The organism is Sphingobacterium composti (assembly GCF_009829075.1).
GTDB classification, from domain to species: domain Bacteria; phylum Bacteroidota; class Bacteroidia; order Sphingobacteriales; family Sphingobacteriaceae; genus Sphingobacterium; species Sphingobacterium composti.
The window spans coordinates 141016-156686 of record NZ_WUQZ01000006.1 but is presented as its reverse complement, the minus strand read 5'-3'; the positions used below and the strand labels follow the sequence as shown (position 1 = coordinate 156686).

Annotated in this window: 17 protein-coding genes and 1 tRNA gene; 9 read left to right on the top strand and 9 right to left on the bottom strand. The window is 36.1% G+C overall.

The genetic code is table 11. The annotated features are described in order from the left end of the window. The first annotated feature begins 128 nt into the window (after window positions 1-128). On the top strand, window positions 129-1760 hold the full coding sequence (locus GOQ17_RS06415; RefSeq protein WP_159636416.1) for an ABC-F family ATP-binding cassette domain-containing protein: 1632 nt from the start codon (window positions 129-131) through the stop codon (window positions 1758-1760). Window positions 1761-1986: 226 nt separating this feature from the next. On the opposite strand, the gene GOQ17_RS06410 is transcribed toward GOQ17_RS06415, so the two are convergent. Beyond that, window positions 1987-2706, bottom strand: a complete 720-nt coding sequence (locus GOQ17_RS06410) for a class I SAM-dependent methyltransferase (protein ID WP_159636414.1) — start codon at window positions 2704-2706, stop codon at window positions 1987-1989. A 146-nt stretch (window positions 2707-2852) separates the two neighbouring features. Between GOQ17_RS06410 and GOQ17_RS06405 the strand changes: the two genes are divergently transcribed. Next, complete coding sequence (locus GOQ17_RS06405) at window positions 2853-4091, top strand: PQQ-dependent sugar dehydrogenase (RefSeq protein ID WP_159636412.1); 1239 nt, start codon at window positions 2853-2855, stop codon at window positions 4089-4091. 150 nt (window positions 4092-4241) lie between these two features. Further along, window positions 4242-5483, top strand: coding sequence for a PQQ-dependent sugar dehydrogenase (locus GOQ17_RS06400; RefSeq protein ID WP_159636410.1), 1242 nt, complete (start codon window positions 4242-4244; stop codon window positions 5481-5483). 29 nt (window positions 5484-5512) lie between these two features. Here the strand turns inward: GOQ17_RS06400 and ispE are convergent, their stop codons facing one another. Further along, the gene (gene ispE, locus GOQ17_RS06395; RefSeq protein WP_159636408.1) at window positions 5513-6319 is read right to left on the bottom strand and encodes a 4-(cytidine 5'-diphospho)-2-C-methyl-D-erythritol kinase; all 807 of its coding nucleotides are present in this window, start codon (window positions 6317-6319) and stop codon (window positions 5513-5515) included. Window positions 6320-6479: 160 nt separating this feature from the next. Here ispE and GOQ17_RS06390 point away from each other — a divergent pair. After that, window positions 6480-6567 (top strand) — tRNA-Ser (locus GOQ17_RS06390). Window positions 6568-6610: 43 nt separating this feature from the next. Here the strand turns inward: GOQ17_RS06390 and GOQ17_RS06385 are convergent. Both GOQ17_RS06385 and GOQ17_RS06380 read right to left on the bottom strand, forming a co-directional pair. After that, on the bottom strand, window positions 6611-7792 hold the full coding sequence (locus GOQ17_RS06385; protein WP_159636406.1) for an N-acetylmuramoyl-L-alanine amidase: 1182 nt from the start codon (window positions 7790-7792) through the stop codon (window positions 6611-6613). Between the two features lie 221 nt (window positions 7793-8013). After that, a complete protein-coding gene (locus tag GOQ17_RS06380; RefSeq protein WP_159636404.1) occupies window positions 8014-8700 on the bottom strand; it encodes a phosphoribosylaminoimidazolesuccinocarboxamide synthase in 687 nt (228 codons plus the stop codon). Between the two features lie 194 nt (window positions 8701-8894). On the opposite strand from GOQ17_RS06380, the gene GOQ17_RS06375 reads away from it, so the two are divergent. Both GOQ17_RS06375 and GOQ17_RS06370 read left to right on the top strand, forming a co-directional pair. Next, window positions 8895-9188, top strand: coding sequence for a hypothetical protein (locus GOQ17_RS06375; RefSeq protein WP_201288559.1), 294 nt, complete (start codon window positions 8895-8897; stop codon window positions 9186-9188). A 123-nt stretch (window positions 9189-9311) separates the two neighbouring features. Next, window positions 9312-9497: a hypothetical protein gene (locus GOQ17_RS06370; protein WP_159636402.1), complete on the top strand. Its 186-nt coding sequence runs from the start codon at window positions 9312-9314 to the stop codon at window positions 9495-9497. A 146-nt stretch (window positions 9498-9643) separates the two neighbouring features. Here GOQ17_RS06370 and GOQ17_RS06365 read toward each other — a convergent pair whose 3' ends face one another. Continuing rightward, window positions 9644-11026 (bottom strand): sulfatase, encoded by a 1383-nt coding sequence (locus GOQ17_RS06365; RefSeq protein ID WP_236537080.1) that lies wholly within the window; start codon window positions 11024-11026, stop codon window positions 9644-9646. A gap of 215 nt (window positions 11027-11241) precedes the next feature. Here GOQ17_RS06365 and GOQ17_RS06360 point away from each other — a divergent pair, with 215 nt between their 5' ends. Both GOQ17_RS06360 and GOQ17_RS06355 read left to right on the top strand, forming a co-directional pair. Beyond that, window positions 11242-12414 (top strand): BaiN/RdsA family NAD(P)/FAD-dependent oxidoreductase, encoded by a 1173-nt coding sequence (locus tag GOQ17_RS06360; RefSeq protein WP_159636398.1) that lies wholly within the window; start codon window positions 11242-11244, stop codon window positions 12412-12414. Between the two features lie 5 nt (window positions 12415-12419). Beyond that, window positions 12420-12617, top strand: a complete 198-nt coding sequence (locus tag GOQ17_RS06355) for a hypothetical protein (RefSeq protein ID WP_159636396.1) — start codon at window positions 12420-12422, stop codon at window positions 12615-12617. Here the strand turns inward: GOQ17_RS06355 and GOQ17_RS06350 are convergent. Both GOQ17_RS06350 and GOQ17_RS06345 read right to left on the bottom strand, forming a co-directional pair. Continuing rightward, on the bottom strand, window positions 12614-12994 hold the full coding sequence (locus GOQ17_RS06350; protein ID WP_159636394.1) for a hypothetical protein: 381 nt from the start codon (window positions 12992-12994) through the stop codon (window positions 12614-12616). The two genes, GOQ17_RS06355 and GOQ17_RS06350, sit on opposite strands and share 4 nt — an antisense overlap. A 68-nt stretch (window positions 12995-13062) precedes the next feature. Then, window positions 13063-13467 (bottom strand): GlcG/HbpS family heme-binding protein, encoded by a 405-nt coding sequence (locus GOQ17_RS06345; protein ID WP_159636392.1) that lies wholly within the window; start codon window positions 13465-13467, stop codon window positions 13063-13065. Between the two features lie 3 nt (window positions 13468-13470). Here GOQ17_RS06345 and GOQ17_RS06340 point away from each other — a divergent pair, with 3 nt between their 5' ends. After that, window positions 13471-14118 carry a helix-turn-helix domain-containing protein gene (locus GOQ17_RS06340; RefSeq protein WP_159636390.1) on the top strand — a complete coding sequence of 216 codons (648 nt, stop codon included), beginning with the start codon at window positions 13471-13473 and terminating at the stop codon, window positions 14116-14118. Between the two features lie 30 nt (window positions 14119-14148). On the opposite strand, the gene GOQ17_RS06335 is transcribed toward GOQ17_RS06340, so the two are convergent. Both GOQ17_RS06335 and GOQ17_RS06330 read right to left on the bottom strand, forming a co-directional pair. Continuing rightward, window positions 14149-15291, bottom strand: coding sequence for a glutathionylspermidine synthase family protein (locus GOQ17_RS06335; protein WP_159636388.1), 1143 nt, complete (start codon window positions 15289-15291; stop codon window positions 14149-14151). Beyond that, the gene (locus GOQ17_RS06330; RefSeq protein WP_159636386.1) at window positions 15291-15671 is read right to left on the bottom strand and encodes a hypothetical protein; all 381 of its coding nucleotides are present in this window, start codon (window positions 15669-15671) and stop codon (window positions 15291-15293) included. The genes GOQ17_RS06335 and GOQ17_RS06330 overlap by 1 nt, the downstream gene beginning before the upstream one ends.

Here is a 15671-nt window from a genome sequence, read left to right as displayed (position 1 = left end):
AAATAATAGTCATCTCAAAATAAAGTGTGCTAAAATTGATTAAAAATGACCAATATCACCTGTGACAAATAATATTTGACACACTTTAACTGTATAGATATTAAGGAATAAAACCTTATCTTTGCGCCATGATTAATGTATCCAATCTATCCCTTCGTTTTGGCAAACGTGTGCTATTCGAAGATGTTAATTTAAAATTCACTTCTGGAAATTGTTACGGTATTATCGGTGCAAATGGTGCTGGTAAATCTACCTTTCTAAAAATTATATCGGGTGAAATTGACCCAAGTACAGGTTCGGTAGTTTTCACACCTGGCGAACGTATGTCAGTATTGAAACAAAACCACTACGAATTCGATGAATATACGGTTATCGAAACGGTAATGATGGGTAATCAAGAACTGTACAAAATCATGAAAGAAAAAGATGAAATCTACATGAAAGAAGATTTCTCGGATGCTGATGGTGAACGTGCAGGAGAATTAGAAAGCTTATTTGCTGAAATGGACGGCTGGAATGCGGAAAGCAATGCCGCTACCCTTTTGAGCAACTTAGGTATCAAGGAAGAACAACATTACAAACAACTGAAAGAATTAGACGGTAACGAAAAAGTACGTGTGTTATTAGCGCAAGCGCTTTTTGGCAAACCGGACATTTTGATTCTCGATGAGCCTACCAACGATTTGGACATCAATACTATCGCTTGGTTAGAGGATTTCTTAGCATCTTACGAAGCTATCGTCTTGGTTGTTTCCCATGACCGTCACTTTTTAGATCATGTGTGTACACATATTGTGGACATTGATTTTGGTAAGATGACAATTTATACTGGTAATTATTCATTCTGGTATGAGTCATCTCAATTGGCATTGAAACAACGTGCTGACCAAAACAAGAAAATGGAAGATAAGGTGAAAGAGTTGCAAGAATTTATTCGTCGTTTCTCAGCAAATGCTTCCAAATCAAAACAAGCAACTTCTCGTAAGAAAGCTTTGGATAAAATCAATATTGATGAAATCAAGCCTTCGAACCGTAAATATCCTGCTATCATGTTCAATACTTATGATAGAGAACCAGGTGACCAAATCCTACATGTAGAAGGATTGAGCAAAACAGTGAATGGTGAAACTTATTTCAAAGACATCACATTCATGATGAACAAAGGTGATAAAATAGCTGTACTAAGTCAAAACAACTTGGTAACAACAGCATTTTATGAAATCCTTACTGGTCGTGATAAAGATTTCACAGGTGATTTCAAATGGGGTATTACCATTACTCCTACTGATATGCCTATGGACAATGCAGAATACTTTGAAGGTAACAACGAGAACTTGGTAGATTGGTTGCGTAATTATACCACGAAACCTGATGCTGATGAACAATTTATACGTGGATTTTTAGGTAAAATGTTATTCTCTGGTGAAGAGGTAATGAAAAAAGTATCGGTATTATCAGGAGGTGAGAAAATGCGTTGTATGTTCTCCAAAATGATGTTACAAGGTGCTAACTTCTTAATCTTCGACGAACCAACCAACCACTTAGACTTAGAATCTATTACAGCGTTGAATAATGGCATGAAGGATTTCAAAGGCTCGATGCTATTCACTTCTCGTGACCACGAATTGACAGAAACTGTAGCCAACCGTATTATCGAATTGACTCCAAACGGTATCATCGACAAGTTGATGACTTACGACGAATACATCAATTCTGACGTTGTAAAAGCACAACGCGAAGAAATGTACAAAGTGAAATAAGGCTTTATTTTTAGTATATGCAAGAATCCCCAATTGGCTTAGCTAGTTGGGGATTTTTTATATTATCATCAATATTAACTTTTATAGATTGCTTCGTTCCTCGCAATGACGAGAATAATTATGGGTTTGCTATATCGACCGTGCGATACAATAATAATCAATTATCCATTTTCAATTGCTAAAAGATTCTTCCTGTCGTCAGAATGACAAAAAAGGAAAATCAATCCTACTCCTTAAACCCTACAAAACTTGCAAAGCACAAATTCTTATGTAGAATATCGACTTTCGTAAAACCAACTTTACGTAATAAGTCTAGTTGAAACATCAGACTGCGCGGAGAATCTTCTTTATCGATATAATCCAATACATGGTCACGATATGCCGTATCATTCAATGAAATCAAATAGTCTCCATAACGAACAGAATAAATAAATTCTTGCAGTGCACCCGAATCTTGCGTTATCAAATCGAAAATCCAGATACTCCCACCCTTTTTAAGTTTACTGTACAACATTGTGAAAGTTGATTCCCAATCCGAATCATCACGCAGATGATGCAATACTGCCGTAGCAATTATCACATCAAAAGATTCATCCGCTACTGGTAAAGTTCTAAAATCACCTTTAATCATTTGACATGAACCTCCTTTATTAATAGCCTCTACTCTTTCTTTAGCTTTATCTAGCATCGGTTGACTCAAGTCAGACAAAGTTATATGCAAAGGCGATTTGCGTTGTAATAAACTGACATCATAATTGCCAGCACCACAGCCGATATCTAATACATACTTAACATTCGGATGCAACCGTACAATAGCTTCCGTGACCAATTCCATATTGTATTTGGCATCCAAAGTCGTCAATTGCCCTGTATCCAAGTTAGCAAAACGTTCTACATCATTATCAAAGCGCTGTTCTATTTCTCTCAAAGATGATTTTTGGCTCATGTGTGATATTTTTACACTACAATGTACTCAATATATCTTTACGATTTATTCAAAAATTTAGCAGAACTTTTCAAGATTTCAACTGTTTATGATAAAGAGTATTACTATAAATTTAATATCTTAGCCTACAAAACGCAACATACATTATGAACAAACTTTTTTATACCGCAATATTTGCATCTACTATTATTGCCTCATCATGTACCAATGACAATAATACCAAAGGCGATGGTACGGCGCAACAAACGGACACACTTCCTCCAGTAGAGACTGGTAAGGCTAACACAAACTATAAACCAGCATTCGAAGGTCAAACACGTATAAATGGTGTTAAGACTACTACTCCTTACGAAAGCAGAGTCATTACCAATAAACTCAAATCACCATGGGGTATTGCAGTTCTTCCTGATGGAAGGTTTTTGATTACCGAAAAAGAAGGTGTATTTCGCCTAGTGACAAATGATGGAACAGTAAGTGAAGCTATCACAGGTTTACCGAAAGTAGATCCTAATGGCCAAGGTGGTTTATTAGGTATAACATTGGATCCAGATTACGCAAGTAACAAGACAATATATTGGACATATTCGGAACCTGTATCAGGTGGCAATCATACTGCCGTGGCTAAAGGTCGCTTGGCTGATGACGAAAAATCAGTTGTAGATGTGCGCGTGATCTATCGTACCACACCTACATACGATGGTAAATTACACTACGGTGGTCGTCTGATCTTTGACAAAACTGGACATTTGATTGTTACTAGTGGTGAGCGTTCGGATCTGGCGACTCGTCCATTGGCACAAGATTTAAAATCGACATTAGGTAAATTGATACGCATCACCAAAGAGGGACAGCCTGCTGCTGACAATCCTTTTGCTGGTAAAGCCGATGCTTTACCAGAAATTTACTCCTACGGACACCGTAATCCACAAGGGATCGCATTTCATCCAGAGACAGGTGATCTATGGGAGTCTGAATTTGGACCACGTGGAGGTGATGAGTTAAATCGTGTGGAAGCAGGTAAGAACTACGGATGGCCAACAATCACCTACGGAATCGAATATGGTGGTGCAGAGATTGGAAATCCACCAATCCAAGCTCAAGATGGTTTAGAACAGCCTGTTTATTATTGGGATCCTGTTTTATCACCTGCTGGAATGACTTTTTATACCGCTGATGCTATTCCAGAATGGAAGAACAATCTTTTCATAGGTGGATTGAGCAGTACGCACATTGCCCGCCTTGTCATTAAGGACAATAAAGTAGTGGGCGAAGAGCGTTTGTTAGCAAAAGAAGGTGAGCGCTTCCGCGATGTAGTACAAGGTAAAAATGGTGAATTACTTGCTGTCACAGACGGTGGTAAATTATACAGCATTGGAAAGAAATAAGCGTACAGCGTAAAATATTCTTTACAATAAACAGAAAAGTCTTCTAAACTGCAGTATTAGAAGACTTTTCTAGTTTTAAAACCAGAGTTCATTCAGAAACAACTTTTTATATGTTCTCTTTTTAATAAATTTGAATAAACAACTTAATTTATGAAAAACCTAATACTAACAGCCGGTGTAGCGACTACACTTTTATTGTCTTCATCAATACTACCACAACATACATCTTATATTCATATTCCACTTTTTCAAAAGGACACGGTAGCTCCTGTCGAAAAGAATAAAGCAAACACAAACTATAAGCCTGCCTTTGCTGGTCAAACGAGAATTGGAGGTCTTAAAACAAAAGCTGGTTATGACTTTAAGGTTGTAACTAATAAATTAAAATCTCCTTGGGGAATTGCGGTATTACCTGACGGTAAATTACTAATAACCGAAAAAGAAGGCACTATGCGTATCGTAAATGCAGCGGGCAATATCAGCGAAGCTATCGCGGGATTGCCAAAAGTTGAGGCTCGTGCGCAGGGTGGTCTATTAGGCTTGGTTCTCGATCCTCAATTTGGATCAAATAGAACAGTCTATTGGGCTTTTACTGAGCCTACTACGAATGGCAACCATACCGCTATCGCAAAAGGCTCACTATCAAAGGATGAAAAAACAATGCAAAATGCTAAGGTGATCTATCGTTCCACCAATACACATCGAGGTGCATTGCATTATGGCGGAAGAATGGTTTTCGACAAGTCTGGCAATTTATTAGTAACTATTGGCGAGCGTTCAGATCAAGTTACAAGGGTCTTGGCACAGGATCTCAAGAGTTCATTAGGAAAGATTATCCGTATTACTAAAGAAGGAAAACCAGCCTCCAATAATCCTTTTGTAAGCAACAAAAATGCTTTGCCAGAAATCTATTCGTACGGACACCGTAATCCACAAGGCATTGCCTTCCATCCTACTAACGGGACATTGTGGGCGGCTGAATTTGGTCCTAGAGGCGGCGATGAATTAAACCTTATTCAAGCTGGTAAAAATTACGGATGGCCTATTATTACTTACGGTATCGAATACTCAGGAAAACAGATTGGAGAACCCACTATACAAGCTAAAAAAGGTATGGAGCAACCCATTTACTATTGGGATCCAGTATTGTCTCCATCTGGTATGACATTTTATTCCGGTAAAGGTATTAGTGAATGGAAAAATAATTTGTTTATCGCAGGACTAAGTAGTACACATATAGCGCGTTTAGTAATTAGTAACAATAAAGTTGTGGGCGAAGAAAGACTTTTGTCGCGTGAAGCTGAGCGTTTCCGCGATGTAATTGAGGGCAAAAATGGTGAGCTATACACCATTACAGATGCCGGAAAATTATATAAAATTACAAAGAAGTAGCCTTTGCTACTTCTTTGTATTTATTACTATTATAGATCTACAGGGTAATAAACCTTTCCTAAGTGCGCTAGATCATCAAGATAGATTTCTTCTTCGAATATACCATATACGGATGATCCCGATCCAGACATAGAAGCGTAAAGAGCACCCTTCTCATACAATTTATTTTTTAGTTCTTGTATCAACGGATATTTTTCGAATATCCCCAATTCAAAATCATTTGTGATATAGTATTTCCACTCTTGTATCGGAAGTTGAATGGCTCTGCGCATGTCTACTTTTGGAATTCGGGGTGTTATGTTACTATAGGCTTCTGCTGTTGAAATATGTATTTCTGGTTTAATAACAACTATATAATATGTTGACAAATCTAAATCCACTGAGCTAAATTCTGTTCCTATTCCTTCCGCAAATACAGGTTTGTTTGAAATAAAAAAAGAACAATCAGCTCCCAATTTGCTAGCATATTGTTGTAGTTGTTCTTCTGTCAAACCTAGATTGTTAAGTTCATTAAGTGCTTTTAATACAAAAGCAGCATCCGATGAACCCCCACCTAGTCCGGCACCTATTGGGATATTCTTTAATAATTTAATGGAAATAGGTCTGATAGTATAATCGTTTTGTAAGATTTGGTAAGCTTTTGTACATAAGTTTACACCATCTTGCGGAATATCTATTCCTAATGCTTCAAAAGAGTACGAATCGGAATCACCAAATTCTAATACATCGTACATTTTTACAGGATAAAAAATGGTTTCAATATTATGGTAACCGTCTGAACGTTTTTCAGTGATGGATAATCCAATATTTATTTTAGCATTTGCGAACGAAATCATAGTACAAAATAACTAAATAAAGATAAAGTTAGAAAAGATTTTAGTCATGTTTTCCCTGCTCAAATTGCTAAATAAAATTAATTGACCTCATTTTCAATACTTAAAGCTACAAGGGTCAAATAAGTTTTGTAGATCTAGTTAGAATTTCTACTTTTGTGGCGGAGAGCTGGCAGAGTGGTCGAATGCGGCGGTCTTGAAAACCGTTAACTGTAACAGGTTCGGGGGTTCGAATCCCTCGCTCTCCGCCAAAAAGCTTCATCAATTGGTGAAGCTTTTTTCGTTTCTAGTTTTTCACTGAACTTCCTTTAGCCATTTAACAATTCCTCTATAAATTTTATCTGCTGTTTGCTTATGAAATTTATGATCCAATATTCTCTTCTCATCTTCAGGATTACTTAAAAAAGCAATTTCCACTAAACTATTGGGATACTCAGTAGGTGAGTTTAGCAAGAAATTAAAGTTTCCGATCAATCCAAATTCATTTAAACCCAAATCCAACATCTCATCCAAAATATACTTCGAGACCTGTCTGCTACCCAAATGATGGTAATATGTACTTACTCCTTTTACCTCTTGTCGAGATGAAGCATTGAAATGCAAACTAATGAGTATATCAGGTTTTATTTCTCTAAGTTTAAGAACTCGATCTGTCGTAGCAATATCAATATCTTCTGTGCGTGTCAAATACACATTTTTAACACCTTTCTTTAGTAATAGCTTTTGCAATTCTTTTGCAAATAACAAGTTATAGGTTTTCTCTTCGGTGCCATTTGGGCTGACCGCACCTTTTGAAGTACCTCCATGCCCCGCATCTATAGCAATAAATAGATTTTTAATTCCAGACTTTGTTGGAGCATGTTTCACAGAAATCCGTAAAGAATTATTGCTGTAATTAACACTATATCCCCAATTTTGATCACCTTCCAAATCAATATGAATACGGAATACATCCTTCTCCAATTGTTCGCGATATACATTTTTAACTATTTTAGCATTTTTTAATTGTGTAATCCATGTCGTGTTAGAAGTAGCGCCAAACACATCGACTAAAATTTTATTTGGCTCTGCCAATTGAAAACTTCGATAAGGAAGGCGTTCAGGAAGACTTACAGATAATATATCGTACCCATCTTTACCAGAAAGATGCCATGATCCACTTAAATAATTTGCAGTATATATACTATCCTCAATTTTCTTACTACGACTTACAAAACGTTTTGGAATATAGGCCTCCCAATTTTGTGACAACTTAATCTTATATCTATTTTCAACAGAATCCAAAACTAATATTCGTATAGCTGTATCGACGAAAGTCATTTTATCAGCACCTAATCGAACCATACCATCGCTATACTCTAAATAGGGCAAATCTCCTGTAGTTCTTCCAACCCACGGTGTTTGTGCATTTAAATTAGTATTAAAAACACAAGTAAATAGCAGTAAGTTAAAAATAGATAAAATAGAGGTTTTCATAGGTTTTTATAGTTTGTATATAGAGAATTGATTTTCTTGAAAAAACAAAGGATAAAACCATGGTTTTACAAGAAATACTACGCAATATCACTTACAATAAGTAGGCTGTAAATATATAATAATTATTCTGAAGAATAAATCCTTGTTAGATATCAATGACACATAAAAATAGTCCTAAGATTAGAATCATAGGACTATTGATCAAAAATTATATTAACATATTACGCGCCCAAAAAGTCTTTTTCCAAAGCCAAGGGTTCGATGTATGTTCCGTTTTTATAAACACGCATATTGCCGCCAGAAATCTCATCAATTAAGATAATTTCATTCGATACGGCATCACGACCAAATTCTAATTTAATATCGTATAATTCCAATCCTTTAGTAGCTAATTCTGCTTTAATTATATCGCAGATTTGTTGTGTCAATCCTTTCAATGTCGCATACTCATCTTGAGTCAATATACCTAGCATTTCCAAAGCATCAGCCGAAATCGTTGGATCACCACGCTCATCATCTTTAATAGTCACTTCTACAAAGCGATCAAGCGCTTGACCAGATTCGCAGTACGAACCATATCTTCTTAAAAAACTACCCACAGCTTTATAGCGACAAATAACTTCCAATCCTTTCCCGAACACATTCGCACGTTTAACGACCATCTCTACCGCATCAATATCAGCCGATACAAAATGAGTTGGTATGCCTAAAGAATTTAATTTCTCATAAAAGTATTTTGTCATTTTCAAACCCGACTTACCAGCTCCCTCAATAGTCAATCCAACAGTATTAGCACCTGGGTCGAAAACCCCATTCTCACCTGTAACATCATCCTTAAACTTTAATAACACTTGGTGATTATCCAAGCTGTAGACATCCTTTGTTTTTCCTTTGTAGATTAATTGCATTATCTGAGTGTTTAAAAGCGATAAATCGCCAATTCCTTAATTACCTAAAACACAAATATAATTCTCCCCTTTCTCAAATCCTAAATTGAATATGTGTAAATGTTAAATTTTATTTAAAATGAAAAGATTTAAAAATTAATCATTTACTTTGTACATCAAAGTACTTTTATAAAACATAATTAAACACAAAAGTTATGACAATGATTATAAACAAACGAAGGGCTATAACCCTTTCAGTAATTGGATTAATTCTATTACTACCTGTAGTTGGCATGCAGTTTTCAAACGAAGTTAATTGGACCAGTTCAGATTTTGTTGTCGCAGGAATTTTACTAGCTATAATGGGATTTAGTATTGAACTTGTATATTATTTCATTAAAAATAGATCACAAAGACTAATTTTCTTGGCTGTTATACTAATTTTCGGATTTTTGATTTGGGCGGAAATGGCTGTGGGAATCTTTGGCTCACCAATCGCAGGGAATTGAAATTCTCAAAGCTTAAAAATACTCCTCCTCTAACTTGAAGTATGGAGGAGTATATTTTATGTAAAGAATATCAGAACTTTTCCTTTCATTTCTTGTTCACATCATACATAAAATTGATCTATCATGAAGACTAAAAATGAACACCTTAAAAGTAATAAAGACGCAAAAGATCCATACAAAAACGAAGAGTTCGACAAAAATAAAGAAGATAATACAAAAGTTGAAAATGATACGGGCAAACGTCCTGAAAATGACCAAAGTCCCTTACCACCTAATCCTAATAAAGTAGATAATCATGAGGATAACTAACACACTACTTTATATTTTTAAAAGTCTATTAGTTATCGCTTAAGTTATAAACAAATAGTCTATTTGATCCTATTCTTTAATCAATATTCTGTTTTTAATTGATTAAAGAATAGAAGTAGTCCCATGCATGTCTTTTGTCTGCTATATCAATTCTTATTTTTTATAGGATTGACATTAGGTGTCTCGGCATTCACATCTATAAGCCATTTATCTAGCATAGTTTTCATCTTTGAAGCTCTCTCTTTATCAATATTTGCGAGATCATTTTTTTCAGATGGATCGTTTTTCAAATCGTATAACTCAATTCTTTTAGCTTTATAAAAGTATAGTAATTTGTAATCTTCAAAGCGTATAGCACTACACATCCTATTTACCCATTTACCCGTTTCTGATGGATAATGCCAATAAAATGCATCGCGTTTAGGTTGATTTTTACCTAATAGTGTTGGTAAAAAACTAACTCCATCTACGATATCTCCACCATACTGCGTAGCATTAGCCATTTCTAAAAATGTAGGATAGAAATCTGTGCCATAAACTGGGGTATGGATCACAGTATGAGGTTTTATCTTCGCAGGCCAATTAACTATTAGGCTTTCGCGTATTCCTCCTTCATACAACCATGATTTCCCAGCTCTAAGGATACCATTATTTCCCAAATGCCAAACTCCTCCATTGTCAGAGAAAAAAACAATCATGGTATTGTTGGCGATACCTAATTCTTGCAACTTATTCATAATACTCCCCACACCGGTATCAATAGTTTCAATCATTGCTGCTAAATAGGGATTGTCTAAATGTCTTCCTTCATGCCTATCATCTTTCTCAAATAGTTCATCTGCTTTGCCCGTCCCATACTTCTTGTCAAATTTCTGCTTATACTTATCTACCAAATGCTTGGGTGCATCGAGACGCGTATGAACACTATAGAATGTCAGGTAAAGGAAAAATGGAGACTTTTGGTTACGATCTATGAAGGAAACAGCCTCCTTACACTGACGATCAGTCAAGTATTCACCATCATACCCATCAGCATTTAAATTTTCATTCATCACATATGGATAAAAATAATCACCATCACCTATATACTTTGTTTCAGTACCTATTACCTCATGAAATCCATGTTGTGCAGCATTACCTTTTGGATTATCAAATTTTGTATCCAAATGCCATTTACCTATTATTCCTGTGTGATAGCCTACTTTATCAAGCGCTCTATTAATAGTTACATACTTGTTTGGATCGAGATAACGATCAGCATTATCATCCAAAAAGTCTGTGATTCCGATTCGAGCTGGATACTGCCCAGTTACAATGGCAGCACGAGAAGGAGAACAAATGGCAGCGGCAGTATACCCCAGCGTAAATTTTGCTCCATTTGATGCTAACTTATCCAAGTTAGGTGTTTCATTAAATGTATTGCCATAACTTCCAAGTTCTGCGGAACCTAGATCATCAACCATAATAAATATAATATTAGGCTTGGAGCTTTGCTGTGCACTAGCGTGCAGGCAAAATAAAAATAACATGCCAAAGGCAAGTTTTTTAAAAATGTTGGTCATTGATAGATTTGTTTATAATGTTTAATGGTTTAATTAGTATAAAATTAATACATATTGATATGTAAGCGAAATGATTTTTTCATTAATATGATGAAAACAAACATTATTGGATCTTAATTCATCTATAAACTATAGGTTCTAATTGAAAGTTTTAAATCCCGTTTAGCTATCTTTGCATCCAAATGCAAACAGCTCCTATCGTAATTATTGGCGCAGGTCCTGCGGGATTGATGGCTGCACAGCGACTTGCTGAAGCAGGCAAACAAGTACATATTTACGAGCAAAATAAAGCCGCAGCACGCAAATTTTTAGTTGCAGGTCATGGTGGTTTTAATCTCACGCACAGTGAGCATATTGCTGACTTTATAACTAGATACGACAAAACTGAAGTACAACAGATTGTTCAGTCATTCGACAATACCAAAACTGTTGATTGGTTAAATAGTATTGGTATTGAAACCTATGTAGGAAGTTCGGGAAAGATATTCCCTATCAAATCAATCAAACCTATACAGGTATTGCAAGCATGGTTAGATAGATTGCAAGAGTTAGGTGTTCAAATACATTATGAACATAAATTCGTAGATTTTGACAACTATAAAGCTACTCTTGAGCATAAGGGAATTGTTATAGAAAAAGATTTTGCACAGCTCATTCTTGCTTTAGGCGGAGGTTCATGGCAAAAAACGGGTTCAGATGCCAAATGGATTTCTTTATTTGCGAAAAAGAACATTGCTATTTCGCCATTGGAATCTGCCAATTCAGGATATAATACTTCTGTTGATTATGCAGAATTAGAAGGACAAGTACTTAAAAACATAGCAGTGCATTTTGGCGAAACCTCGAAAAAAGGAGAAGTGGTATTTACAAAATATGGTATCGAGGGAAGTCCTATTTACTACCTAAACAGATTTACACGTCCACACAACTTTCCACTAACGCTGCATATTGATTTAAAACCGAATTATAACGAAGCCGTTATTGTAGAAATATTAAAGACATCGAATAAAACTAGTGAAGTATTAAAAAATAAACTTAAGTTCAACAAAACAGCTTTAGCTTTGCTAAAAAAGTTGGATAAAGAAACATTTACGAATGCAAAAATTTTGGCAAAAACTCTTAAAGCGTACCCAATTCCTGTAGAAAGTTTAAGACCTATTGACGAAGTAATATCTACTGCTGGTGGCCTGCGTTTTATAGAACTAAATCAAGGTTTAGCTCTACATAAATTTCCAAATGTCTATTGTATAGGAGAAATGTTGGACTGGGAAGCACCAACTGGAGGTTATCTTTTGCAAGCTTGTTTTAGCATGGGGCATTATTGCACTGAACAAATTCTAAAATCGAAATCTTAAAACCTATGTATCCATACCACAACAAAATAAAACAACGTATACAGCAAGGGGAATTGGTTAAATATGAATATGTAGACAAATACAAACAGATTCAGCCAGCGTTGCTTTTATATTTCAGAACTGAGCCATACATACGTCCAATTCGTGAACATCGATTCGAGGTGTATGAAAAATTATTTGAAGAATTAGGCTTGAAGGATTAATTTAGGTTACTTATACGGTGCTTTGGAAATTCAAATTGTTGCTTATTCAATTCAATAAAAATCGTGAACTGTACAGTTGAAGAACTTTTGTTATAAAATTTAACATCTTGGATCAAAAAAGGACCTATTAGAAGCGTATCAGCAGATGAAATTTTAAAATTATTCCCTTTTACTGATACTTCAAAATCGTCCCCAGTATAGTTCTTGCTTACAATCTCATAATAATAAGATTCATGCGCAGCTGGTTCAAACACTAAGCTACTATTACTTGCTAAATCAAAAGTTTTGATTAGACGACCAGTAACCTGTCCTTTGTGTAAAATACATCCTTCACAAAAGAGAATAAACGCAATAAAATATAATCTAAGAAATTTCATATGTTGGTGTTTGTATATAAGACGCAAACACCAAGCATATGGTTGCATAGTAGTGTAAAAATATCTGTTTATAAAATTGCTTGAGCTCCAGCTACTGCTACAGCGTGGTCATCTTCTACCGTACTACCGCTTACCCCTATTGCACCAATGATTTCTCCAGAAGCATTTTTAATGACTACACCACCTGGAAAAGTAATCAATCCATCATTGGAATGCTCAATATTATATAATGAACTGCCTGGCTGTGACAAAGAGCCAATTATACCTGTATCCATATTGAAATAACGTGCTGTTCTCGCCTTTTTTTGCGAAATATCTATCGAACCCAACCAAGCATCATCCATTTTGTTGAATGCCACCAAGTTCGTGCCGCTGTCTACGATAGCGATATTCATTTTTGAGCCCAAAGATTTTGATTTTGCGATAGCTGCATCAATGATTTGACGCGCCTCTGCTAATGTAATATTACTCATACAATGGGACAAACTATTTTCGCAGATTTTCCTGATGCAGACATCCACAACCCCGTCCAATGTGCTACCATATTAATACCGAGCGACAAATTAAACCAGCAACTCGAATCACTTCAATTATTGTATCCAGATAAAAACTGGAATCTCAACTATACAAACTTTCACTTCAATAACAATTCTGACTTAGCAAGAGCCTTCAACGAATTGTTACAGCTCACTAAAGTCTCCGAACAGAACCCTACGCTGAATGATTTGCTGTTGAAATCCTTTTTATTGCGAATCATCAATGCAAAGCATGAGCATATTGCTGAAATGAATTTTCTACAAGTCAATAATCAACTTTTCAAAGTCAAACAATATATCAAGGAAAATCTAGCCGAAGCAATTACTATGGATGAGTTGACAGAAATAGGTAATTGTAGTAAACGAACATTATTCCGATTTTTTGAGACCTACTGCGGACGTACACCTGGGGAGTTTATCTTGCACGAACGAATGGCGTTAGCTAGAAATCTTTTGCTGCATCCCGATTACAATATATCATCCGTAGCATTTGCGTCAGGATTTACATCACTTAGTTATTTTACCAAGCAGTTTAGATTACATAATAACTGTACACCAAGGGAATTTATAAAGAAATTCAGAGTTTAAGCACAACCCTGAATTTCTTTTTGTAGTATATTAATGTCTAATAATATGGGGAATAAAACGGCTTTTGTCTGTAGTAATAGGCATATCCGATTCGCGGAAAGAGATACCACAAGATTCTTGACCAATAACCCAACTTCCAATAATTGAAAATCCTGTTTCTTCACGGTGCAGGGTTGCTAATTCTTGATAAATAAACCCTTCTTCACCATATTCTCCTTCTGTATCATAGATCATCTGATTATCGTAATACATCTCCACGTTCGCACCTTCACGTGACAGAATAGGCTTACGCACATAATGTTTCAAATAAGACGGCTTCTCAAAATACGAAGCCAACAAATAAGGATGATTAGGAAACAGTTTCCACAATATTGGTAATATCGCTTTGTTCGAAAGCAACATTTTCCACGAAGGCTCAATCCATTGCGCTTCGTTAATATCATTCGTGATATGGTGACCAAATTCCTCACGCACCATCCATTCCCAAGGGTAAAGTTTAAAAATTGACTTTATCTCCTCTCCCTCCAAATCAACAAAAGCACGTCCATCCCATCCAATATCGTCGATGTAGATAAGTTTGGTTTGAATACCCGCTTGTATAGCGGTATCACGCAAATATTCGACATTGGTCAAATCTTCCAATGTTTCTTTCGCACAGGAGAAATGCAATGTTTCCCCTTTCAGGTAAGGTTGAATTCCTTTCCAACTCTCAATAAGCTGTTCGTGTATACTGTTAAACTGATCAGTCAATTCGGTGAAATAATGTTTTTTCCAATACCACTGCACTATTCCAGTTTCGAATAAAGAAGTCGGCGTATCAGCATTGAACTCCAACATTTTGAGCTCATTGTGCTCAGTATCAAAAGCAAAATCAAATCGCCCATAAATCGATGGTTCATCATTCTCCCAACTGCGCTCAATATGGTGAATCATATATGCAGGAATATGAAATTTGCTGTACAGTTTGTTTTGAATAACATATTCAACCGCTTGCAAGCACATATCCCAAAGTTCGGTCGTAGCCTTATAAATAAGGTCAGCATCTCGCGCACGAATCTCGTAATAGTAATCATCTACCCAATACGGTACACCGCCCAACGTGTGGTAGCCATACCCTATTGATTCCAATCGGGATTCCCAATTGGGGTCAATACGTAATTTCTTAATTTGCATTATGAACCAGTAGACGCTCTAGGTGATGATGAAACTGCACTCTTACCAAATCCACCACGCTGTGCATTGACTGCAGCAGCTTTTGCCGCATTAGTACCTGCCACAGATTGCGGATGCAAACTGTTATTCGCATAGCCAAGCATACCGCCCATATGACGGAACGCCATAAACCATAACAGCGATGAGCCCATGCCCATGCCGCCGCCATTTCCCTGCTGATAGTTGTTCGTTACTTCTGTGTATGGCGCAGTTTCGTCTGCACGCATGAAGACACGTTGTTTATCTGTGGTGTTAGCTTCATTTGCATGAGGTTGCGCACAGGATGCTAATACTGACGTAATTAATACTAATTGAATATTTCTAGCTGTATTTTTTCTCAT